The sequence below is a fragment of the Mycobacterium montefiorense genome, assembly GCF_025823255.1.
GTDB lineage: Bacteria > Actinomycetota > Actinomycetes > Mycobacteriales > Mycobacteriaceae > Mycobacterium > Mycobacterium montefiorense.
This window is the reverse complement of the sequence record NZ_JACKVL010000006.1, coordinates 510235-531408: the sequence shown is the minus strand read 5'-3', so window position 1 is coordinate 531408 and position 21174 is coordinate 510235. Positions and strand designations below refer to the sequence as shown.

Annotated in this window: 21 protein-coding genes, 1 pseudogene and 1 riboswitch; of the genes and pseudogenes, 14 read left to right on the top strand and 8 right to left on the bottom strand. The window is 65.4% G+C overall.

Going from position 1 to position 21174, the window contains the following annotated elements; genetic code table 11:
- Positions 1-8: 8 nt before the first annotated feature.
- Positions 9-425 carry a BlaI/MecI/CopY family transcriptional regulator gene (locus H7K34_RS04395; RefSeq protein ID WP_264060356.1) on the bottom strand — a complete coding sequence of 139 codons (417 nt, stop codon included), beginning with the start codon at positions 423-425 and terminating at the stop codon, positions 9-11.
- A 330-nt stretch (positions 426-755) separates the two neighbouring features.
- Here H7K34_RS04395 and H7K34_RS04390 point away from each other — a divergent pair.
- The 5 genes and pseudogenes from H7K34_RS04390 to H7K34_RS04370 all read left to right on the top strand — a co-directional run bounded on the left by H7K34_RS04390 (position 756) and on the right by H7K34_RS04370 (position 4208).
- Positions 756-1175, top strand: a pseudogene (locus tag H7K34_RS04390) (PaaI family thioesterase).
- Positions 1176-1223: 48 nt separating this feature from the next.
- Positions 1224-1526: an urease subunit gamma gene (locus H7K34_RS04385; RefSeq protein ID WP_264060350.1), complete on the top strand. Its 303-nt coding sequence runs from the start codon at positions 1224-1226 to the stop codon at positions 1524-1526.
- Positions 1523-1834 carry an urease subunit beta gene (locus H7K34_RS04380; RefSeq protein ID WP_264060346.1) on the top strand — a complete coding sequence of 104 codons (312 nt, stop codon included), beginning with the start codon at positions 1523-1525 and terminating at the stop codon, positions 1832-1834. Before H7K34_RS04385 ends, H7K34_RS04380 begins: the two co-directional genes overlap by 4 nt.
- The gene (locus H7K34_RS04375; RefSeq protein WP_264060333.1) at positions 1834-3567 is read left to right on the top strand and encodes an urease subunit alpha; all 1734 of its coding nucleotides are present in this window, start codon (positions 1834-1836) and stop codon (positions 3565-3567) included. The genes H7K34_RS04380 and H7K34_RS04375 overlap by 1 nt, the downstream gene beginning before the upstream one ends.
- Positions 3568-3572: 5 nt before the next feature.
- Positions 3573-4208, top strand: coding sequence for an urease accessory protein UreF (locus tag H7K34_RS04370; protein ID WP_264060330.1), 636 nt, complete (start codon positions 3573-3575; stop codon positions 4206-4208).
- A 34-nt stretch (positions 4209-4242) separates the two neighbouring features.
- Here H7K34_RS04370 and H7K34_RS04365 read toward each other — a convergent pair whose 3' ends face one another.
- The 4 genes from H7K34_RS04365 to H7K34_RS04345 form a co-directional block, all read right to left on the bottom strand.
- Positions 4243-5727, bottom strand: a complete 1485-nt coding sequence (locus tag H7K34_RS04365; RefSeq protein ID WP_264060325.1) for an APC family permease — start codon at positions 5725-5727, stop codon at positions 4243-4245.
- A gap of 190 nt (positions 5728-5917) precedes the next feature.
- Entirely contained in the window at positions 5918-7312 is a 1395-nt protein-coding gene (locus tag H7K34_RS04360; RefSeq protein ID WP_264060323.1) for a PPE family protein, read from the bottom strand.
- Positions 7309-8682 carry a PPE family protein gene (locus tag H7K34_RS26610; RefSeq protein WP_308205432.1) on the bottom strand — a complete coding sequence of 458 codons (1374 nt, stop codon included), beginning with the start codon at positions 8680-8682 and terminating at the stop codon, positions 7309-7311. The genes H7K34_RS04360 and H7K34_RS26610 overlap by 4 nt, the downstream gene beginning before the upstream one ends.
- A gap of 675 nt (positions 8683-9357) precedes the next feature.
- Positions 9358-10521, bottom strand: coding sequence for an agmatinase family protein (locus H7K34_RS04345; protein ID WP_264060322.1), 1164 nt, complete (start codon positions 10519-10521; stop codon positions 9358-9360).
- Between the two features lie 113 nt (positions 10522-10634).
- Positions 10635-10697: riboswitch (guanidine-III (ykkC-III) riboswitch) on the bottom strand.
- 185 nt (positions 10698-10882) lie between these two features.
- Between H7K34_RS04345 and ureG the strand changes: the two genes are divergently transcribed.
- Both ureG and H7K34_RS04335 read left to right on the top strand, forming a co-directional pair.
- On the top strand, positions 10883-11557 hold the full coding sequence (gene ureG / locus H7K34_RS04340; protein WP_264060320.1) for an urease accessory protein UreG: 675 nt from the start codon (positions 10883-10885) through the stop codon (positions 11555-11557).
- The gene (locus H7K34_RS04335; protein WP_264060318.1) at positions 11547-12188 is read left to right on the top strand and encodes an urease accessory protein UreD; all 642 of its coding nucleotides are present in this window, start codon (positions 11547-11549) and stop codon (positions 12186-12188) included. The genes ureG and H7K34_RS04335 overlap by 11 nt, the downstream gene beginning before the upstream one ends.
- On the opposite strand, the gene H7K34_RS04330 is transcribed toward H7K34_RS04335, so the two are convergent.
- The 3 genes from H7K34_RS04330 to H7K34_RS04320 form a co-directional block, all read right to left on the bottom strand.
- A complete protein-coding gene (locus tag H7K34_RS04330) occupies positions 12185-13573 on the bottom strand; it encodes an NAD(P)/FAD-dependent oxidoreductase (protein ID WP_264060316.1) in 1389 nt (462 codons plus the stop codon). The two genes, H7K34_RS04335 and H7K34_RS04330, sit on opposite strands and share 4 nt — an antisense overlap.
- 176 nt (positions 13574-13749) lie before the next feature.
- Entirely contained in the window at positions 13750-14670 is a 921-nt protein-coding gene (locus tag H7K34_RS04325) for an LLM class F420-dependent oxidoreductase (protein WP_264060314.1), read from the bottom strand.
- Between the two features lie 46 nt (positions 14671-14716).
- Positions 14717-15394 (bottom strand): SDR family oxidoreductase, encoded by a 678-nt coding sequence (locus H7K34_RS04320; RefSeq protein WP_264060312.1) that lies wholly within the window; start codon positions 15392-15394, stop codon positions 14717-14719.
- A 203-nt stretch (positions 15395-15597) separates the two neighbouring features.
- Between H7K34_RS04320 and modA the strand changes: the two genes are divergently transcribed.
- From modA to H7K34_RS04285, 7 genes are all read left to right on the top strand, one after another.
- Positions 15598-16383 (top strand): molybdate ABC transporter substrate-binding protein, encoded by a 786-nt coding sequence (modA, locus tag H7K34_RS04315; RefSeq protein WP_264060309.1) that lies wholly within the window; start codon positions 15598-15600, stop codon positions 16381-16383.
- A 4-nt stretch (positions 16384-16387) separates the two neighbouring features.
- Positions 16388-17182, top strand: coding sequence for an ABC transporter permease (locus H7K34_RS04310; protein ID WP_264060302.1), 795 nt, complete (start codon positions 16388-16390; stop codon positions 17180-17182).
- 7 nt (positions 17183-17189) lie between these two features.
- Entirely contained in the window at positions 17190-18314 is a 1125-nt protein-coding gene (locus H7K34_RS04305; RefSeq protein ID WP_264060297.1) for a sulfate/molybdate ABC transporter ATP-binding protein, read from the top strand.
- A 98-nt stretch (positions 18315-18412) separates the two neighbouring features.
- The gene (locus tag H7K34_RS04300; RefSeq protein WP_264060296.1) at positions 18413-19399 is read left to right on the top strand and encodes an alanine and proline-rich secreted protein Apa; all 987 of its coding nucleotides are present in this window, start codon (positions 18413-18415) and stop codon (positions 19397-19399) included.
- 9 nt (positions 19400-19408) lie between these two features.
- Complete coding sequence (locus tag H7K34_RS04295) at positions 19409-19711, top strand: GlsB/YeaQ/YmgE family stress response membrane protein (protein ID WP_264060294.1); 303 nt, start codon at positions 19409-19411, stop codon at positions 19709-19711.
- A 107-nt stretch (positions 19712-19818) separates the two neighbouring features.
- Positions 19819-20097, top strand: a complete 279-nt coding sequence (locus H7K34_RS04290; RefSeq protein ID WP_264060292.1) for a GlsB/YeaQ/YmgE family stress response membrane protein — start codon at positions 19819-19821, stop codon at positions 20095-20097.
- A gap of 44 nt (positions 20098-20141) precedes the next feature.
- Entirely contained in the window at positions 20142-21173 is a 1032-nt protein-coding gene (locus H7K34_RS04285) for a zinc-binding alcohol dehydrogenase family protein (RefSeq protein ID WP_276059187.1), read from the top strand.
- Position 21174: the final 1 nt, after the last annotated feature.

Here is a 21174-nt window from a genome sequence, read left to right as displayed (position 1 = left end):
AGTGTCCCTCAGCCCTCCGGTGAAATGCCAGCGGATGGCGTATTACGTTGATTCGCTTCCAGTTCAGCCAGCGCGCGCCGCAGCGCCTCGGCCTCGTCAGCACCGACACGCTCGACAAAGTGCACCAACGCGGCTTGTCTGCCCCCGGAGTCCTCAGCCTGGGACAGCGCGTCGACCATCAACCCGGCGACCAGTTCGTCACGGCCGTGCACAGGTGCATAGCGGTGGGCACGGTCATCGCGGATCTGGGACACCAAATTCTTCTTGGCCAGCCGCTGCAGCACGGTCATCACGGTCGTATAAGCGAGGTCGCGGCGCGCCGACAAGGCCTCGTGCACCTGGCGGACGGTCTGCGGTTCTTGGGTGGACCACAAGTGGTCCATCACTGCGCGTTCCAGGTCCCCCAGCCGTGTCAGCTTGGCCATAGTTCGTTCATCTCCTGAGAGTCGAAATAAGCGTACTCCGGCTTACTACCGGCGGTCGTATATACCGCCGGCCGATTCGGTGTCCGACAATCGGTGCGCATGCGCCCGGTCGACGTGATCACAGACTACCCCTTGCAAAGTTAGGGCAGCCTTGCCATACTCATGGAGGTCGAGCGCAACAGACCGCCGGAGTGTCCAGAGGGCTGCTGTGACCCCCGGTCTACTCGATCGGCGAGCCCCGTGCCTTAGTGCACGGGGCTCGCCTGTTCTTTATGGCCATTTGCGGCCGACCGTGATCACCAGCTTGCGCGATGGTGTAGACAACAGAGGGTGTCAACGTCTCCAGATGCAGTGATCCCGCTCGGTTTCAACGCACCATTCGATGACCAGCTGGGCCTGCAATTCACCGAACTCAGCCCCGATGGCGTCCGCGCCCAGCTCGAAGTCACGCCCAAATTGCTACAGCCGATGGGCCTGGTACACGGCGGCGTCTACTGCTCGATGATCGAGAGCATGGCCAGCGTGTCGGCCTATATCTAGCTTTCCGCGCACGGTGGCGGCGAGGTTGTCGGTGTGAACAACAACACAGACTTCCTGCGTTCGATTCGCTCCGGGACGGCATTCGGCGCCTCCGAGCCACTTCACCGCGGCCGGCGCCAGCAGTTGTGGTTGGTCACGATCACCGATGACAAGGAGAAGGTCATCGCCCGAGGGCAAGTGCGGCTACAGAATCTCGAGCCCCAGGGCTGAGTAGCAGGCACAGGATTCCCCCAGGCCGGGGTGGCAGGATCACAGACCATGCGCCTGACGCCGCACGAGCAGGAGCGACTGCTGTTGTCCTATGCCGCCGAATTGGCTCGCCGTCGCCGTGCCCGCGGCTTGCGATTGAACCATCCCGAGGCGATCGCGATCATCAGTGACCACATCCTTGAAGGCGCGCGCGACGGCCACACCGTTGCCGAATTGATGGCCAGCGGCTGCGACGTGCTCGGTCGCGACGACGTGATGGCCGGAGTGCCGGAAATGCTGGCCGACCTGCAGGTCGAAGCGACCTTCCCGGACGGCACGAAGCTGGTCACCGTGCACCACCCGATCGCATGATTCCCGGCGAGATCCTCTACGGCAGCGGAGATATTGAGATCAACGCGAGGGCTCAACGCCTCGACATGCTGATCGTCAACACCGGCGACCGCCCGGTTCAGGTGGGTAGCCATGTCCACCTTCCACAAGCCAACTCGGCGCTATCGTTCGATCGCGCCGCGGCTCACGGCTACCGGCTAGATGTACCCGCTGCCACCGCAATTCGCTTCGAACCCGGTGTGCCCCAACATGTTCAGCTAGTGCCATTGTGCGGTAGCCGCGAGGTGTACGGCCTTAGCCTGAATCCACCTGGACGGCTGGGCATCTGATGGCATACCTGTCTCGGGAGCGATACGCCCAACTCTACGGCCCAACCACCGGCGATCGAATCAGGCTGGCGGACACCAACTTACTGGTCGAGATCACCGAAGACCGCAGCGGGGGACCGGGACTGGCCGGCAACGAAGCGGTGTTCGGCGGCGGCAAGGTGCTGCGCGAGTCGATGGGCCAGGGTCGTGCTTCCCGCGCCGAGGGCGCACCCGACACAGTGATCACCGGCGCGGTGGTAATCGATCATTGGGGAATCATCAAGGCCGACATTGGCATTCGCGATGGGCGGATCATCGCGATCGGCAAGGCCGGCAACCCCGCCACCATGACGGGTGTGCACCCGGACCTGGTGGTCGGGCCCGGCACCGAAGTCATCGGTGGCAACGGCAAGATCGTCACCGCGGGTGCGGTCGACTGCCATGTGCATCTGATCTGCCCGCAGCTCATGGCCGAGGCGCTCGGATCCGGGGTCACGACGATCCTGGGCGGCGGGACCGGCCCCGCAGAGGGCAGCAAAGCCACCACCGTGACCCCCGGTTCGTGGCACCTGGCCCGGATGCTCGAGGCGCTCGACGGCTGGCCGGTCAACTTCGGGCTGCTGGGCAAGGGGAACACCGTCAACAGCGACGCCCTTTGGGAGCAATTGCGCGGTGGCGCTTCGGGTTTCAAGCTGCATGAGGACTGGGGTTCCACCCCGGCGGCGATCGACGCCTGCCTAACCGTCGCCGACGCCGCGGGAGTACAGGTGGCGTTGCATACCGACACGCTCAACGAGATGGGCTTCGTCGAAGACACGCTGGCCGCAATCGCGGGACGCTCGATCCACACCTATCACACCGAGGGCGCCGGCGGCGGCCACGCTCCCGACATCATCCGGGTTGCCGGGCAGCCGAATGTGCTGCCCAGTTCCACCAATCCGACCCGCCCGCACACGGTGAACACCCTCGATGAGCATCTGGACATGCTGATGGTCTGCCATCACCTCAACCCTCAGGTGCCCGAGGATTTGGCCTTCGCCGAGAGCCGGATTCGGCCGTCGACCATGGCGGCCGAAGATCTGCTGCACGACATCGGCGCGATCTCGATGATCGGAAGCGACTCCCAGGCAATGGGCCGCATCGGCGAAGTGGTGCTGCGTACCTGGCAGACCGCACACGTAATGAAGCACCGGCGCGGAGCGCTGCCCGGCGACGTCTCCGGTGCTCGGGGTGCCGACAACATGCGGGTGCGGCGCTATGTCGCCAAATACACGGTCTGCCCGGCCATCGCCCACGGACTCGACGGTGAGATCGGCTCGGTGGAGGTGGGCAAACTGGCCGACCTGGTGCTGTGGGAGCCGGAGTTCTTCGGGGTCCGCCCGCACGCGGTGCTCAAGGGCGGCATGATCGCCTGGGCGGCGATGGGCGACGCGAACGCGTCGATCCCGACACCTCAGCCGGTGCTGCCGCGTCCGATGTTCGGCGCTGCGCCCGCAGCGGCCGCGGCCACTTCGGTGCATTTCGTTTCGCCGCAGGCGCTCGAGGCAGGCCTGGCCGAAAAGCTAGCGGTCAACCGGCAATTGGTCGCTGTGCGGAATACCACCGGCGTCGGCAAAGAGTCGTTACCGCTCAACGACGCGCTGCCCGACATCGAGGTGGACCCGGACACCTTCACAGTGCGTATCGACGGCGAGGTCTGGGAAGAGCAGCCAGCAACCGAACTGCCCATGGCGCAACGCTATTTCCTGTTCTGAGACATATGTCTGCATTGGCGACGCTGCTCAACCTGGCCGATTCACGACTGCCGGCCGGCGCCCACGTGCATTCCGGCGGCGTGGAGGAAGCCGTCGCCAGCGGCCTGGTGACGAATCTGGAAACGTTAGAAGCGTTCTTGCGCCGCAGAATTCGCAGCCACGGCTTGGTCACGGCGTCGGTCACGGCGGCGGTTCACCGCGGTGAACTCGACCCCGAGCGGGCTGATCAAGAGACCGATGCCCGAACACCGGCACCGGCGGCGCGGCACGCATCGCGCAGCCAGGGGCGTGGGTTGGCGAGGCTGGCACGACGGGTCTGGCCGAATGCCTGCTGGGACGATCTGGGTTCCCAGCCGCATCTTGCTGTCGTGGCCGGGCGGGTCGGCACCGTCAGCGGCCTGACTCCCGAGCAAAGCGCGCTTGCGATCGTGTACACCACGATGACGGGCTCAGCGACCGCGGCTCAGCGCCTGCTCGCGCTGGACCCGGCCGACGTGGCGGCGCTGACGTTTCGGCTCGCAGATTTGTGCGAGCGCACTGCGGCGCAAGCATCCGTCGAACTGGCCGACTTGTCGGACCCGTTGCTCGATACGTTGGCCCAGCGCCACGCCCAGCGCGATCGACCGCTGTTTTCATCATGAGATATGTTGTGACGCCACTCTTCTCATAGCGGCGTCACCGCTTCGGAATGGCGTCGGCGTGCGGCGCTTCGCTCTTGGCGTGAGCTCCCGTGAAGATGAGGTACAGAATTCCAAAACCGATAACGGTCACCGACATCAACAGAATGATGTAGTCGTCGTACCAGGGCTGGTGGGAGTCCCGCGGCCAGCACAGATTGACGATCGCCGCGACGCCGTAGATCAGCGCGCCGATATTGACGGGCACTCCCCACCTTCCAAGCCGGTACTTGCCGCTCGGCACCCACCCCTTGATCCTGGCGCGCAGGGCGGCCAGCACCACCATCTGGAACGCGATGTAAACGCCGACCGAACCGAAGCTGACGAGCTTGGTCAGCGCGTCGGTGGAGATAAGCGAGCCGACGATCAGGAACGCCGGGATGATGACCGCGATCAGCAACGAGAAAGGCGGCACGTGGCGTTTGTGGTCGAAGCGTGCCAGCAGCTTCGATCCGACGATCATGTCGTCACGACCGTAGGAGTAGATCAGCCGGCTGGCGGCGGCCTGCAGGCTCAACGCACACGACACGAACGAGATCAACACGATACAGAGGACGACCTTGGAGCCGACGCCGCCGAACGCCGTTTTCAGAATGGTGTCGATCGGATCGGCGTCTTTGCCACTGATCACCGCGCCGAAATCGGTGACCGACAGGATCAGGCTCAGGCAGACGAAAGTGGCTGCCGAGCCGCCGATGTAGATAGTACGGCGCATCGCCCTCGGGATTTGCACGCCGGGATTACGGACCTCCTCGGCGACGTCGCCACAAGCCTCGAAACCAAAAAACTGGTAAAGGGCGATCAGGCTGGCGGCCAGGAAGGCGTAGGTGTAGCTGTGGTTGCCTTCGGCGCCGAAGCTGTGGAAAAGCACCCCAAGGTTGTGGTGACGTTGGGTGCACAGCAGCCAGATACCCACTGCCAGAGCGCCGATCAGCTCGGCGCTAAAACCGAAGATGGCGAAGTAGCCCAGCATCTTGGTGCCAGTCAAATTGATGGCTGTGGCAATCGCCAACATGACCAGCGCACACAGAACCGTGGCGTGTTGGGACGGCCTGAAGCCGAACACGTCAGCCACATACGGGCCCGCACCGTAGGCCGCGTCGGCCAGCAGAGCCAACAGTGTGAACATGTATACCCAGCCGGTCATCCACGCCCATTTGCGTCCCCACAACCGTCGCGCCCAGGGATAGACGCCACCGGCCACCGGGAACTGTGCCACCACTTCGCTGAACACCAATGCGACCAACAGCTGCCCGACGCCAGCGATCAGCAGACTCCAAATCATCGGCGGGCCCGCCGCGGACAAGGCGAACGCGAACACCGTGTAGATGCCGACGACCGGTGACAGGTAAGTGAAGCCCAGCGAGAAGTTCGCCCAGGGGCTCATGTCTCGCTTGAAGTCGGACTGGAAGCCAAGGGCCTTGAGCTGCGCCTGGTCCTCGTCGTCGAGCGTCGCCCCGTTGGCAGCATCCGGCAATGACATTGCGGACTCTATATCCTCCTGGACTCCAATGGGTTCCGAGTCGACAGCCATGTCGCTTTCCCAACGTCCCGCAGCCCGTGTGACCGGTTTTGTGAAGAACATCTGTGCTGAGTTCCAATCGTCGATGCGTCAAAACGAGGTGTGCACTTGAAGTTCCGTCACTCGATCAGTGATCAAATGACGGCCGTCACTACTTCTGTGTTGCCTCCTTAATCAAGGTCGCTGCCGTGCGCTTGAGGACATCGCGCTGTCTGGTGACATCGGCCATCGCCCTGCGCAGCGCGATGAGTTCGTCGCGTTCGCTGACCGCGCCGTCGCCGTCCGCGGGCGCCGTCGGCTCGACCCACCGGGCCGCGGGGTCGGAGTGCATGCCCGATTCCGCGGCCGGAATCACCTTGTGGCGCGCGCCGGCCCGGAGTCGGCCCTGGTCGCCTCGCGGTGCATTGACCACACTGGCCACCGGCCCCATCGGCGGCATGCCACCGTAGAAACCCGGCCCGATCGGCCCGGTCTGCGGCGGCGCGGCCAGCCCAGCGGTGGGAAATTGGGCGGCGGCCAACCGGATCGCGGGGGAGCTGCCCCACGACTGTGGTACCGATAATTGGCCCACCGAAGACGCCTCGGCTAAGCCGGCCGACACCCCGCCGTTGCCCAGGCCGGCCGATGCTCCATACGAGTTCGCCAGGGTTGAACCAGAACCCGACACCGATGACGCCGCAGTCGCCGGCGCCGACAACGAACTGACTAACGGATTCCAGGCCGTGGCCACCGGCGGCGCCAGGGTCAGCAAGGCGCCGGACGCGTCGAAGTTCAAACCCTCGGAGAGGATTTGGTAGCCGATGGTGTTTGCGCTGAAATTGTTGAACAAGTCCAACAGCGAACCCCCCGAAGACGCTGCGGACGTCGTGGAAGGCGTGGTGGAAGGCGATCCCGATCCGACGGACTGCAGCAGGTTGGGTACCTGGGAGAGGGTTGATTGGACGCCCTGATTGGTCCCTGACATCGCGGCCCTGGCGACCGTATTGTTCTGGTTCGTCGATCCGCTCGAATCGGTGGTCTGCGGCGCAGAGTCGAATGCCGTCAACCTCGTCGCCGCCGACGAGGCGCCGGCATAGCCGTACATCGCCTCGGCATCCTGGGCCCACATCTCGGAGTACTGCGCCTCGGTGGCCGCGATCGCCGAAGTGTTCTGCCCCAAAGTGTTGGTGGACACCAGCGATGCCAACAACGCCCGATTGACCTCGATCACCGGCGGTGGCACCGTGGCGGCAAACGCCGCCTCGTAAGCGGCCACCGCGGACTCCAGCTGGCCGGCGGTCTGCTGTGCTTGTGCCGCAGTGGTATTCATCCACGACACGTACGGAGCCACCGCGGCGGCCATCGCCCCCGACGAAGGACCCACCCAGGGCTGACCCGTCAGTTCGGATACCACCGCCCGGTAGGACGCTGCCGTCGAGCTCAATTCGGAGGCCAATTTCTCCCAGGCCGCCGCGGCAGTCACCAATGACGCTGCCCCGGCACCCGCGTACATCCGCGCGGAGGTGACCTCGGGGGGCATCCCCGCAAAGTCCATCGGTGCGGTCACAGCATCGCCTCCTTGATCAGGCGGGCTGCCGCGTCACGCTCGGTCGCCGCTTCAGCGATGTCCTTGCGCAGCTTCTCGAGTTCGTCGCGTTCGGCTTCGGTCAGGGCACTGGCGACATGGCGGCGAGCCGGTTGCGGCCGAGCGGCCTGGCCCGAAGCCTGCTCGGCAGCGCCGGACTCGCCGGGCATTGTCGGGACGACCTTCTGATCCGGGCCGCTGCGAGCACGCGGCTGCTCACCCCTGGGGGCGTTGACCAGACTGCCGATCGGGGGAATGCCTCCGAAAAACCCTCCGGGCCCGGCCATCTCGGCCTGCGGCAAGCCGCCTAGTCCGGCGGTCGGCAGCGGCGATGCGCTGGCGGCCAGCCGGACAGCGGGGGAGGTACCCCAGGATTGCGGCACGGACAACTGGCCGACCGTCGCCGACTTGCCCAGGCCCGCCGATACGGTGCTCGCTCCCGCGCCGTGCGAATCGACCAGAGTGCCCAGGCCGGCGTCCGCCGGAGTCACATCGCTGGCCGCCGCCGCGGCCGTCGCCGGCAGCGCGAGGGTGTACAAACTCCCCATCAGCGGCGTGATGCCCGAAGCAGTGAACAACGGCCCACTGATGACAAGGGCCCAGTTCCCGACGTTTTGGGTGAACAGGTTGAGACCGGTGGGGCCGCCGCTGGGGGCATCGAGCAGGCTGCCCAGCCCCGGATCGAGGTCCGCTGGGGTGGCAATCGACCCGGTCGAAAGACTCTGTAGCGCGTTCGGCACATTCGCCAGTGCCGATTGGGTACTCGGCCCGGCCGAGGACGCCGCGGCTTGGTTGACGGCGGCTGCTTGCAGCTGCGTCCCGGATGAATTGGTGGTCTGCGGCGCAGAGGTGAACGGCGTCAACCTCGTTGCCGCCGACGAGGCGCCGGCATAGCCGTACATCGCCTCGGCATCCTGGGCCCACATCTCGGAGTACTGCGCCTCGGTGGCCGCGATCGCCGAAGTGTTCTGCCCCAGAGTGTTGGTGGACACCAGCGATGCCAGCAACGCCCGATTGACCTCGATCACCGGCGGTGGCACCGTGGCGGCAAACGCCGTTTCATAGGCGGCCACCGCCAACCCGAGCTGGCCGGCGGTCTGCTCGGCCTGCGCCGCAGTGGTATTCATCCACGACACATATGGAGCCACCGCCGCGACCATCACCCCCGACGAAGGACCCACCCACGGCCCACCGGTGAGCTCCGACATCACCGCCCGATATGACGCTGCCGCTGAGCTCAGCTCCGCCGCCAACGCATCCCAAGCCGCCTCGGCCGCCACCAAAGGCCCGACCCCCGCGCCCGCATACATCCGCCCGGAGTTGAACTCGGGCGGGAGCGCCGCATAATCCACTAGCTGACCCCCGTAATAAGCCGTCCAGGCGCCAAATCAAACGCACCCGATCCGAATAGGGCGATGGCTTGATGCTCAGGTTCGTGCACGATGAATCGCTCACGAATGGTGCGATACCTCCCCAGGAACGTCGACGCGCGCGCGGATAGAACCGCGCTCTGACGTCGACAATGTCGCACAAATAGGAATATTCACCGATATATCTGTAATTACTATGGTTAACGACTGGCAATTAGCTGAGAGGCATTTTCTAGCTAAGACACCCGCCGCTGGCTGATCGGTGTTGCGACCCGCTGGCGGCGTGTCATCGGTGGCTTAATGGCTATTAAGCTCTCGCTTTGGCCGGGAGCAACGCGCCCGTTCGACCGGGACGGAGCACACCGCGGAGAATTTGCACAGCCCGAACGCCTATTTTAATAGTTTGCTAAACAGCCACTGAGTTATTCACTCACTGGCGCTTATCCCGAAGCCTCTGGAACCACGGGCCCGAAGTAGCCGGGTTAGGCGAAAACAGGCAATTCAGTCACCATGATTCCGGTCGGCAGCATATTCATTGCTCATAGCTCAGCCGATTGCCGGGAGGTGAACGCAAATGGGCGCGCACCTCCTCGCACCCACAAAGCTGCGGCCATCGTTGATCCGGCAGCGGATCTTCATACGCAATCGAGGGGATCACTAGTCGGCGTAGGGTCCCCACGCCTGGCGCTTCAGCGCGGCCGGTTTTTTGCCGAGTTTGCCCGCCCGCACCATGACGGCCAAGCTATCCAGGATGCCCCGGCTGCTCAGCAGCGCGGTCTGCTCCGCCCAGTCGTAGGGCGGCGAGCACTCCACCACCTCGATGCCGTTGAGCCCGGGTTCGGAGATCAGCCGAATCAGGTTGAGCGCTTCGCGCGGCAGCAAACCGCCCGGCTCGGGCCAACCGGTGCCAGGCACGAATCCGGCGTCGATCACGTCAATGTCGAACGACAGATAGACCGCCTTGGCGTCTTTCCACGCGATTTCCAAGGCGGTTTCGGCGATCTTCTCAATCCCGACGCGCTCGACATCCCCGACGGTGATGACGGTGCTGCCACGCTGCCGGCCCACCTGGACGCCCGCGCGCGGCGCCTGCCATCCGCCGATGCCGATCTGTACCAGGTTGGTGGCCGGTGCGTTCTTGATGTTGGTGGCGTGGAACCACGGCGTGGTGTGCATCCGCTCGTCCAGGTCGGTTTCCTGCGTATCGACGTGGCGGTCGAAGTGGATGATGCCGACGTTGCCGTCCATGTGCGGAGCCAGACCGCGCACCGTCGGGAAGCCAATGGAGTGATCGCCACCCAGGATCACCGGGAACACACCCTGGGAGACCACATGCGACATCGCCGTGCTGATCTGGTCGAACGACTTCTCGATGTTGGCGGGAATGGTGACTACGTCGCCGATGTCGACGATGTTGAGCTGCTCTCGGAGGTCGACACCAAGCTCATAGCAATAGGTGCCAAACAGGTTAGTGGAGCGACGGATTCCCATCGGCCCGAACCGAGTACCCGGTCGGTAGGTGGTCCCCGCGTCCAGCGGCGCGCCGAAGACGGCCACCTCGGCGTCCCCCACGTCGTGCACGTCCTCCAGGAACGGGCACTTCAGAAATGTTCCGCGTTCCCCGGCGAAATGCGGCAGCTCGCCGCGGGAAAAAGTAGACAGCGTGCGGTCGTTGATGGTGGGGGCCGCTTCCAGCCCATGGGAAAGGCAGCGCTCGATCTCTTCCTTGTGGCGCCGGGTCGACAGCTCGGCTTCGGCCTGCTGTGCCCAGGCACCTTCACGATTAGGAATATCGGCGTGGCCGGCGAACGGATTGATCATCGTTTTCCTCTCGTCGAGTACCAACTCACGGTGGAGGATGCCCCGACGACCAGGATCAAACGAAAGAAGAGTTCAACGATGGTATTCGGTTGACCGGCGCGCTAGGCATCCCGCTGTCACCGTCTTGTCGCTCTCCGGGTACGGCGAACTCGTCCGGGCGGCCGTCTCGGCGCGCCGCGATTCAAGCTACCTGCTTTGCCTCGGGCTTACGCTTTCGCTAGCCGTCAGACGGCTGTGACTTTCCTGGGAATGACCGCCGATGTATGCCTACCTGAACAAAACGAGCCATCTTTTGGCCTATACGCTGGCATAACACCATGCCGAACGCGAGCGACTCTAATTGCCTTCTGAAAGACACGACATGCCAACACATTCCCACAGCCATCCGCATCCACAGCTCGATCGGCCAAAGCGCGTCCGCCAGCCGGGGGAGCCGCTGCGCATCGGCGTCGGCGGTCCGGTCGGCTCCGGAAAGACCGCGCTGGTCGCCGCGCTGTGCCGCCAGTTGCGCGACGAGCTTTCGGTGGCGGTGCTGACCAACGACATCTACACCACCGAGGACGCCGACTTCCTGCGCAAGCACGCGGTACTGCCGATCGATCGGATCGCGGCCGTGCAGACCGGTGGCTGTCCGCACACCGCGATTCGCGATGACATCACCGCGAACCTCGACGCGATCGACGACTTGATCGCCGCCCACGAAGCGCTGGACCTGATCTTGGTCGAGTCCGGTGGCGACAACCTCACCGCGACATTCTCGTCCGGCTTGGTGGACGTCCAGATTTTCGTCATCGACGTGGCCGGCGGCGACAAGGTGCCGCGCAAAGGCGGCCCAGGTGTGACCTACTCGGATCTGTTGGTCGTCAACAAGACTGACCTGGCCCCGCTGGTGGGTGCCGACCTGGATGTGATGGCGCGCGATGCCGACACGGTGCGTGATGGCCGCCCCACGGTACTGCAGTCCCTGACCAGGGATCCGGCCGCCACCGAAGTGCTGGCGTGGGTGCACTCGCAGCTCGCCGCCGATGCACTCTGAGGTTTTACTGATCGCATCCAGCGATCGCTTGCCGCGCATCCAGTGCAGCGGCGGTATCCAGGCCCGCTGCACCGGGCCCGACACCGTGCATCTGGTGTCGGCGGCCGCCACCCCGTTGGGCGGGGACACCATCACCATCCGGGTCATCGTCGAAACCGGTGGCGTGTTGAAGCTGCGCAGCGCGGCCGCCACCCTGGCCCTGCCCGGCGCGGAAACCCCTACGTCGCATGCGTGTAGGGACATCCAAGTGAGCGGAACTCTCGACCTCGATCTCGAACCGACCGTGGTGGCCGCCGATGCCCGACATGTGTCGGCGGCGACGTTGGTCCTGCGCGACGACGGCCGCATCCGCTTCCGCGAGCGTGTGCAGATCGGCCGATGCAACGAGCGCGAAGGCTTCTGGTCTGGATCGCTGCGAGCCGACCGGGACGATCACCCGCTGTTGCGGCACCGGATGGAATTGGGCGCCGGGTCGGTCGCCGACGACAGCATTGCGGCCCCACGCGCAACGATCAGCGAATTACGCTACCCAGCAACAGAATTCACTGACATGCCCGACGCCTCCACCGTACTCGAGTTGGCGGGCGGCGGGACGCTCAGCACGTGGCAGGCCGACCGGCTGGTCGGCTAACTGGCGGCTCGGGCGGTCTCTGACTCGCGGGCTTCGGCAGCCATTTCGGCCAGCTGTTCGAGCCGTGTCCGGGCAAAAGCCTGCTGATCGGTGATCGTCAGCTGACCACGCCGTGTGCTCAGGAACGTCACCGTCCACGAAAGCAGCGTGGTGATCTTGGTCTTGAACCCGATCAGATACACCAGGTGCAGGACCAACCACATCAGCCAGGCGATAAAGCCGCTGAATTCCAGCGGTCCAATCTTGGCCACCGCCGAGAATCGCGACACCGTGGCCATCGAGCCCTTGTCGAAGTATTGGAACGGCTCGCGCTGCGTGGGGTCGGCCCCGTCGAGCTCTGCCTTAATCGCGCCGGCGACGTACTTGGCGCCCTGAATCGCGCCCTGCGCGACTCCTGGCACTCCGTCGACCGCGGCCATGTCACCGACAACGAACACGTTGGGGTATCCGGGTACCGACAGGTCGGGCAGCACCTTGACCCGCCCGGCCCGATCGAGTTCGGCGGGCGACTGTTCGGCGATGTCACGACCCAATCGGCTGGCCTGCACACCGGCGGACCAGACCTTGCAAGCGGATTCGATGCGCCGGATGGTGCCGTCGGAATCCTTGACCGTAATGCCGTTGCGGTCCACGTCGGTGACCATGGCGCCCAGTTGGATCTCGACGCCCATCTTCTCCAGCCGTGTTTTTGCTCGCTCACCGAGCTTTTCGCCCATCGGCGGCAACACCGCCGGCGCGGCGTCGAGCAGAATCACCCGCGCCTTGGTCGAATCGATGTGGCGGAAAGCGCCTTTCAAGGTGTATTCCGCCAATTCTGCAATCTGCCCGGCCATTTCGACGCCGGTGGGGCCGGCCCCGACGACGGTGAAGGTCAGCAGCTTCTTACGGCGCTCGGGATCACTCGACCGCTCGGCCTGCTCGAAGGCACTCAGAATGCGGCCGCGCAGCTCGAGCGCGTCGTCGATCGACTTCATACCGGGCGCGAATTCGGCGAAGTGGTCGTTCCCGAAGTACGACTGGCCGGCGCCGGCGGCGACGATCAGGCTGTCGTAGGGAGTGTCGTAGCTGTGGCCCAGCAACTCCGAGACGACGCACTGATTGGCCAGGTCGATGTGGGTGACGTTGCCGAGCAGCACCTGTACGTTGCGTTGATTGCGCAGGACAACCCGGGTCGGGGGAGCGATCTCACCCTCGGAGATGATTCCGGTGGCGACTTGGTAGAGCAACGGCTGAAACAAGTGATGCGTGGTGCGGGCGATCAACTTGATGTCGACGTCGGCCCGTTTGAGTTTCTTTGCCGCATTGAGCCCGCCGAATCCTGACCCGATGATGACAACTCGGTGCCGTCGCTTCGGTTCAGCTGTGGCTTCCTGCTGAGGGCTCATTACTCTGGATGCTCCTGGTGGGGCTTCATGTCGTACGGATTCAGTTAGCTGCTACGGTAGTCAACGCGCTGCCGCGATACCCAGGTCGTAAGCCTGTGCAATCAACCACATCATCCCGTCGGCCCTGGTCACGCCGACGTGATTCGCGTCATGTTCGGCGCCGAATGCGACCCCGGTTACATACCGAGCAGTGGTCGCAGCGCCTCGGCGGCAGTCGTGATGACACCTGGGGTATACCCATGCCCGGCGAGGCTAATGATCACACCGTCGATGCCGGTGTCGATCACCTTAGTCCTGATCTGCTCGGCGACGCTCTCCGGGTTGCCCACCACCAGAAACCCTGGCGCGTTGGGAATGTGGTCCACCTTGATGTCCTCGCTGAAGATGATCGTCAGATACGCGGTGGTCTCGAGTGTCGAACGGTCGCGGCCCGCCTCGTCACACCTGTCAGCCAGCGCCTTCAACTTGCCGGGCAGTTCGTCGAGGCCCGCGATGATGTTGAGGTGGTCGGCGTGGCGCGCCGCGATCGCGAAGGTCTTCTTCTCGCCACCGCCGCCGATCATGACCGGGATGCTGTCCCGGTAGCGCGGGTTGGCTAGTGCGGATTCGGTGTTGTACCACTTTCCCGAGAACGTGGGGCGCTCACCCTTGAGCATCGGAAGGATGATTTGCAGCGCCTCGTCGAGCCGGTCGAACCGCTCGCTGAAAGTGCCGTACTCGAAACCGAGCTGCTGGTGCTCGAGCTCAAACCAGCCGGCGCCGATGCCCAGAATCGCCCGGCCAGCGCTGACCACATCCAGCGTGGTGAGGATTTTGGCCAGCAGTGCAGGGTTCCGGTACGTGTTTCCGGTGACCAGGGTCCCCAGCTGAATCCGTTCGGTAGCGGTGGCCAGCGCACCCAGGGCGGTGTAGGCCTCCAGCATTGGCTGGTCAGGCGACCCCAACGACGGCAATTGGTAGAAGTGGTCCATCAGGTACAGCGAGTCGTAGCCCGCCGCTTCGGCCTCGCGCGCCTGAGCGATCACCGCTGGGAAGAGTTCGTCCACCCCGGTGCCGTAGGAGAAGCTCGCAATCTGCAGACCAAGCCGAATAGCCACGGCTCCTACCGTAGCGAGCGGCTATGGAAATGAAACGAAATACGCTCTAGGCGAAACGCGCGAGCGCGCCGTGGCTGACGTGCAGCGTCTGGCCGGTGATGTGGCGGGCCGCCGGAGTGGAGAGGAACAACGCCAACCGGGCAACCTCGTCGGCTACGGAAGGCGATGTGCGCGAAAGACCTTCGTATCCGGCCTGGGTGCTGCGGCCGCTTGCCACGGCGTTCACGGTGATGCCGCGGGTGCCGAAAACGCCGGCCTGCCCAACAATCCAGCCCGACAGTGTCGCTTTGATCGCGGCCTCGACGCTGGCGGCGGGCGGGTTTTCCGGCACGACGCTGATGATGGACCCACCGGAGCGTATGTGGTCACCGACTGCTTGCACCGTCAGCACCGCTGACAGCACGGTCGCGTCAAGGGTGTTGCGCCAGGCGTTGGCAGTGTCAGCCATTGAGTAAGTGCGGGGGTCGCCGGCATCCCAGCTGGGGGCCGGCACGTTGACAATGGTGTCGAGGTGATGGGGGAACAACCCACGGGCCTCTTCGAGGCTGGCCGCGTCGGTGGTGTCGCAGACGATCGCGTCGACATCCAGCTCTTTGGCGGCGACCTCGAGATCGCTGCGCCGTGCACCCACGAGGGTCACCTTGTGACCGTCATCGCGGAAGCCCTCGGCTACTGTCCGCCCCAGATCCGTGTCGCCGCCGGTGACCAGCACCTCCACTGCCATGACCTCCTCGTGTTCAACGTTGAACCCAGACCCTGCACACGGCAGGAGCGATGCCCGGGATCTCAGCGTGTTATGGCGTCGATCTAGGTCGATGTTACTGGACAGTAGCTCTAAGGGGAAACTAAGGACGCCGCGACGCGCGGACAAATTTCGATAACTCTTTGGCCATCACTGCCTAACCATTCGCAAGCTAGGGTCTGACCATGCGTCGGATCGGGATCCTGGCCGGGTTGGTATCGACGATGCTCATCGCGGGATTGGTGGCCTGCGGCCCGAAAGCCCCATCGTCGTCACCGGGCCAAACGCCGCCGGCCGCCGGCTCGATCGTCGTCTTCGCCGCGGCTTCGCTCAAGCCCGCGTTTACCCAGATCAGTCAGCAGTTCAAGACCGACAACCCCGGTAGCGGTGTGGAATTCGAGTTCGCGGGTTCCTCCGAACTCGCCACCCAGCTGACCCAGGGTGCGACCGCCGACGTCTTCGCGTCGGCGGACACCGCGCAGATGGACATCGTCGTCAAGGCCGGGTTGCTGGCCGGGAATCCGGCCAACTTCGCCGCCAACACATTGGTCATCGTGACCGCGGCGGGCAACCCGAAGAAGATCGGTTCCTTCGCCGACCTGGCCAAGCCGGGAATCAGCGTGGTGACCTGCCAGCAGCCGGTGCCTTGCGGAGCCGCGACCCAGCGCATTGAAAACAGCACCGGAGTGCATCTCAACCCGGTCAGTGAGGAACCCAGCGTGAGCGATGTCCTCAACAAGGTCACCACCGGACAAGCCGATGCCGCACTGGTCTACGTCACGGACGCGAAAAATGCCAAAGACAAGGTGGCGACCGTCAACTTCCCCGAGGCCTCCGGTGCGGTCAACGTCTATCCCATCGGGGTGTTGAAGAAGGCACCGCAGGCGACGACAGCGCAAAAGTTCGTCACCCTGGTGACGTCGGACGCGGGTCAGAAAACCCTGGCTCAAGCGGGCTTCGCAAAGCCCTGACCTCGTGCATCAGCCCACGAATCTGCCCCGATGGGTGTTTGTCCCTGCCGCCGTGGGGGCCACTTTCGTGGTGTTGCCACTACTGGCGATCGCGATCAAGGTCGATTGGCCGAATTTCTGGTCGCTGATCACCAGCTCATCGTCGCAAAGGGCATTGCTGCTGAGCGTGAAGACCGCGACCGCCAGCACCGTGCTATGCGTGCTGCTGGGCGTGCCGATGGCGCTGGTGCTGGCCCGCAGCACCGCACCGCTGGTCCGGCTGCTGCGGCCGCTGATCCTGCTGCCGCTGGTGCTGCCGCCGGTGGTGGGCGGGATCGCGCTGCTCTACGCGTTCGGCCGGCTCGGATTGATCGGGCAGTACCTGGAGGCCGCCGGGATCAGCATCGCCTTCAGCACGACCGCCGTGGTGCTGGCGCAGACCTTCGTCTCGTTGCCGTTTCTGGTGATCTCCCTCGAGGGCGCGGCTCGCACCGCGGGATCCGATTTCGAGGTGGTCGCGTCCACGCTCGGCGCGCGGCCCAGCACGGTGTGGTGGCGGGTCACACTGCCGCTGCTGCTGCCGGGGTTGACGTCCGGCGCGGTGCTGGCGTTCGCCCGGTCATTGGGGGAGTTCGGCGCGACGCTGACCTTCGCGGGTTCGCGGGAAGGCGTCACCCGCACCCTGCCGCTGGAGATCTATCTGCAGCGGGTGACCGACGCCAATGCCGCTGTGGCGCTGTCGATTCTGCTTGTCGCGGTGGCTGCGCTGGTGGTGCTCGGCTTGGGCGCTCGACGGTTGACCGGAACAGACGCGAGGTAGTGGGGAAGTGAGCGAGTTAGGGCTCCGCGCGGTCGTGGCAGACCGCCAGTTGGATGTCGAGTTCTCGGTGTCCGCCGGCGAGGTGCTCGCGGTGCTCGGACCCAACGGCGCGGGTAAATCGACCGCACTGCATGTCATCGCCGGGCTGATTCACCCCGATGCGGGCGTGGTGCGGCTGGGGGATCGGGTGTTGACCGACACCACAGCCGGGGTGCACGTGGCGACGCACGACCGCCGGGTGGGGCTGCTACTTCAGGACCCGTTGTTGTTCCCGCACCTGAGTGTCGCGGCCAATGTGGCGTTCGGACCGCACAGCCGCCGCGGCGTCTTTCGATCCGCGCGCGCGAAGGACAAGCAGACGGCGCTGCGCTGGCTGCGCGAAGTGGATGCCGAGCAGTTTGCCGACCGGAAACCGCGGCAACTGTCCGGCGGTCAGGCGCAGCGGGTGGCGATCGCGCGGGCGCTGGCCGCCGAGCCCGAGGTGCTGCTGCTCGACGAGCCGCTGACCGGCCTGGACGTCGGTGCGGCCGCGGCCATCCGCGCGGTACTGCGCAGCGTGGTCGCGCGCAGCGGCTGCGCGGTCATCCTGATAACCCACGACCTGCTTGACGTGTTCACCCTGGCCGATCGGGCGTTGGTGCTCGAGTCCGGGAAGATCGCCGAAGTCGGGCCGGTGCCCGAGGTGTTGACCGCGCCGCGCAGCCATTTCGGGGCCCGCATCGCGGGCGTCAACCTGATCAACGGGACCATCGGGCCGGGCGGCGCGCTGCTGGCCCGCTCCGGCGAGCATTGGTACGGGACCGCGGCCCAGCAGCTGGGCGCCGAGCTGACCAACGGGCAGGACGCGATCGCGGTATTCCCGCCGACGGCGGTCGCGGTCTATCGCGAACAGCCGCACGGCAGTCCTCGCAACAGCGTCGAAGTCACCCTGGCGGAGCTGGACATCCGCGGGCCCGCGGTCATGGTGCGTGGCCAGGAGCAGCCCGGTGGGGCTCCCGGGCTAGCCGCCGAGATCACCGTCGACGCTGCCGCCGAACTGCAGCTGATACCGGGGGACCAGGTCTGGTTTTCCGTCAAAGCTCTGGAAGTGACGTTGTATCCGGCGGGGCCGCGACGCACCCACCCGCGATGAACTGCACAGACTTGGCAAAGGTTGCGCTCCGGCAACATCGGGAAAACCCTCAGCAAGGCATCCTTGCGTCGCCGCGCTAACACGGTAGGTTCGTCGCCATGGATCAGGTGGACTCAAACTCGACACGTCGCAAAGGTCTGTGGGCGACGCTGGCGATCGCCACGGTGACCACTGCCAGTGCCGTCACCTTCGCGTTGCCGGCCCCCGCGAAGGCCGACCCCGAAGTGCCGACTCCGGTTCCGGCAACGACGACCGCGCCCGCCCCGGCCGCCGCTCCGGCACCGACGACGGCGCCTCCCGCGGCGGGTGCCCCGGCGCCTGCTGGGCAGCCCGCAGTGGGCGACCCGAACGCGCCCGTGCCGCCGCCCCCACCGGTCGACCCCAACGCGCCGGTACCGCCGCCAGTCGACCCGAACGCGCCCCCACCCGTGGATCCGAACGCTGCCCGCATCCCCAACGCCGTCGGCGGGTTCACCTATCTGCTTCCCGGCGGCTGGGCCGAATCGGACGCGTCCCACCTCGACTACGGCTCGGCGCTGCTCAGCAAGATGACCGGCCCGCCGCCGGCGCCCAATCAGCCGGCACCGGTCGCGAACGACACGCGCATCGTGATGGGGCGACTGGACCAAAAGCTTTACGCCAGTGCCGAAGCCAACGACGGCAAGGCGGCGGTCCGGCTAGGCTCGGACATGGGTGAGTTCTTCATGCCGTATCCGGGCACCCGGATCAACCAGGAATCCACTCCGCTCACCGGCGCCAACGGAATCACCGGAAGCGCGTCGTTCTACGAGGTGAAATTCAGCGACCCGAGCAAGCCGAACGGGCAGATCTGGACAGGGGTTGTCAGCGCGCCCAATGCGGCCAGTGCCGGTGGACCACCCCAGCGCTGGTTTGTGGTGTGGCTCGGGACCGGCAACAACCCGGTAGACAAGGTCGGGGCCAAAGCACTGGCCGAGTCGATCCTGCCGTTCACCGCGCCGGCCGCACCGCCGCCCGCGCCGGCTCCGGCACCGGGCCAGGCACCCGCCGGCGAGGTCACCCCTACGCCGAGCCCGTTGCCGCAGCGGACGTCGTTTACCGCCTGATCGACAAACATGGCCGTCCTGGCAGCTTCCGAGTACCTGGCCCTTTCACCGCCGACTGCGGTGAGTTGGCTCGCCTACCTCGTCATTGGCGGAATCGCCGGCTGGATCGCGGGCAAGATCGTCAAAGGCGGCGGCGTCGGCATCTTGCTGAACATCGTCGTCGGCGTCATCGGTGGCTTCATCGGCGGGATGCTGCTCACCTGGCTGGACTTCGACGTGGAACGTGGCCGCAAATGGTTTACCTTCTTCACCGCGCTGCTGGGGTCGGTGATCCTGCTCTGGATCGTCGGCAAGGTGCGAAAGCCCCGCTAAGCGCCGCCCCGCCAAGGCAAGTCGCGAATCGGCGATGCGGTTGACCCGACCTCTTTCGGGTATACCTTCCAGGTCCCTCCAGCGGTCAATACTCGAAGGAGCCGATCGTGGTTATGCACATCATCTGGCTAATTGTCTTGGGCCTCATCGTCGGCCTGGTTGCCCGTCTCCTGGTGCCGGGCAAGCAACCGATGGGCTGGGTCGCAACCGTGCTGCTCGGCATCGTCGGCTCGTATGTCGGCGGCACCCTGGGCAGCGTCGTCTTCCCACCGCATCAGTTCACCATCACCCCACCGATCGAGCACTCGTTCCTCGGCGCACTGGTCGGGGCGGTGATCCTGTTGTTGATCTTCAAGTTCGCCACCTCGCGCACCAAGACGTTGTAGGCACAACGCCTTTGCGGTCATGCCAATAGCGGCATGATTGGGTGATGGCTTCAGCGGCGACCACCACGATGAATGCGTGGCGGGTGCGCCGGCCCGGCCCGATGGATACCGACCCGCTGGAGCGAGTCACTGACGACGTGCCGCGGCCCGCACCCGCGGAGTTGCTGGTGGCCGTGCGCGCCTGCGGCGTTTGCCGCACCGACTTGCACGTCACCGAGGGCGACCTCCCGGTGCACCGCGAGCACGTCACCCCCGGCCACGAAGTCGTGGGGGAGGTCGTCGAGGTCGGCTCAGAGGTCAACGCCGATGCCGGCTTCCGGGTAGGCGATCGGGTGGGCATCGCCTGGCTGCGCGCCACCTGCGGTGTGTGCACATACTGCCGGCGCGGCGACGAGAACCTGTGTCCACAGTCCCGCTACACCGGCTGGGATACCAACGGCGGTTACGCTGAATTCGCCACTGTTCCAGCGGCTTTCGCGCATCAACTGCCGGACGGCTACACCGACAGCGAACTCGCCCCGCTGTTGTGCGCCGGCATCATCGGATACCGCTCGCTGCTGCGCGCCGAGCTGCCGCCGGGTGGCCGGCTGGGCATCTACGGTTTCGGCGGTAGCGCGCACATCACCGCACAGGTCGCGTTGGCGCAGGGCGCCGAAGTACACGTGATGACCCGCGGCGAGCGGGCGCGCGAGCTCGCACTCGAGCTTGGCGCCGCGTCGGCTCAGGGGGCTGCGGATCCACCGCCGGCACCACTGGATGCCGCAATCCTGTTCGCCCCGGTTGGCGAACTGGTGCTGCCCGCCTGCGAAGCGCTGGACCGCGGTGGCACCTTGGCGATCGCCGGGATTCATCTGTCGGATATCCCGCCCTTGAACTATCAGCGTCACCTGTTCCAGGAGCGCCAGATTCGTTCGGTCGCGTCGAACACCCGGGCCGACGCGCGGGAGTTTCTCGCCTTCGCGGCGCGCCATCGCATCGAGGTAACGACGCCGAAATATCCACTCGGGCAAGCCGATCGGGCGCTGGCCGATCTCAGTGCCGGCCGTATCTCCGGGGCTGCGGTGCTGCTGGTGTAGC

Excerpts from the sequence above, each read along its gene's own strand:
- H7K34_RS04395 (WP_264060356.1), bottom strand. The coding sequence starts at position 425 with ATGGCCAAGCTGACACGGCTGGGGGACCTGGAACGCGCAGTGATGGAC.
- H7K34_RS04385 (WP_264060350.1), top strand. The coding sequence starts at position 1,224 with ATGCGCCTGACGCCGCACGAGCAGGAGCGACTGCTGTTGTCCTATGCC.
- H7K34_RS04380 (WP_264060346.1), top strand. The coding sequence starts at position 1,523 with ATGATTCCCGGCGAGATCCTCTACGGCAGCGGAGATATTGAGATCAAC.
- H7K34_RS04375 (WP_264060333.1), top strand. The coding sequence starts at position 1,834 with ATGGCATACCTGTCTCGGGAGCGATACGCCCAACTCTACGGCCCAACC.
- H7K34_RS04370 (WP_264060330.1), top strand. The coding sequence starts at position 3,573 with ATGTCTGCATTGGCGACGCTGCTCAACCTGGCCGATTCACGACTGCCG.
- H7K34_RS04365 (WP_264060325.1), bottom strand. The coding sequence starts at position 5,727 with ATGTCATTGCCGGATGCTGCCAACGGGGCGACGCTCGACGACGAGGAC.
- H7K34_RS04345 (WP_264060322.1), bottom strand. The coding sequence starts at position 10,521 with ATGATCAATCCGTTCGCCGGCCACGCCGATATTCCTAATCGTGAAGGT.
- ureG (WP_264060320.1), top strand. The coding sequence starts at position 10,883 with ATGCCAACACATTCCCACAGCCATCCGCATCCACAGCTCGATCGGCCA.
- H7K34_RS04335 (WP_264060318.1), top strand. The coding sequence starts at position 11,547 with ATGCACTCTGAGGTTTTACTGATCGCATCCAGCGATCGCTTGCCGCGC.
- H7K34_RS04330 (WP_264060316.1), bottom strand. The coding sequence starts at position 13,573 with ATGAGCCCTCAGCAGGAAGCCACAGCTGAACCGAAGCGACGGCACCGA.
- H7K34_RS04320 (WP_264060312.1), bottom strand. The coding sequence starts at position 15,394 with ATGGCAGTGGAGGTGCTGGTCACCGGCGGCGACACGGATCTGGGGCGG.
- modA (WP_264060309.1), top strand. The coding sequence starts at position 15,598 with ATGCGTCGGATCGGGATCCTGGCCGGGTTGGTATCGACGATGCTCATC.
- H7K34_RS04300 (WP_264060296.1), top strand. The coding sequence starts at position 18,413 with ATGGATCAGGTGGACTCAAACTCGACACGTCGCAAAGGTCTGTGGGCG.
- H7K34_RS04295 (WP_264060294.1), top strand. The coding sequence starts at position 19,409 with ATGGCCGTCCTGGCAGCTTCCGAGTACCTGGCCCTTTCACCGCCGACT.
- H7K34_RS04285 (WP_276059187.1), top strand. The coding sequence starts at position 20,142 with ATGGCTTCAGCGGCGACCACCACGATGAATGCGTGGCGGGTGCGCCGG.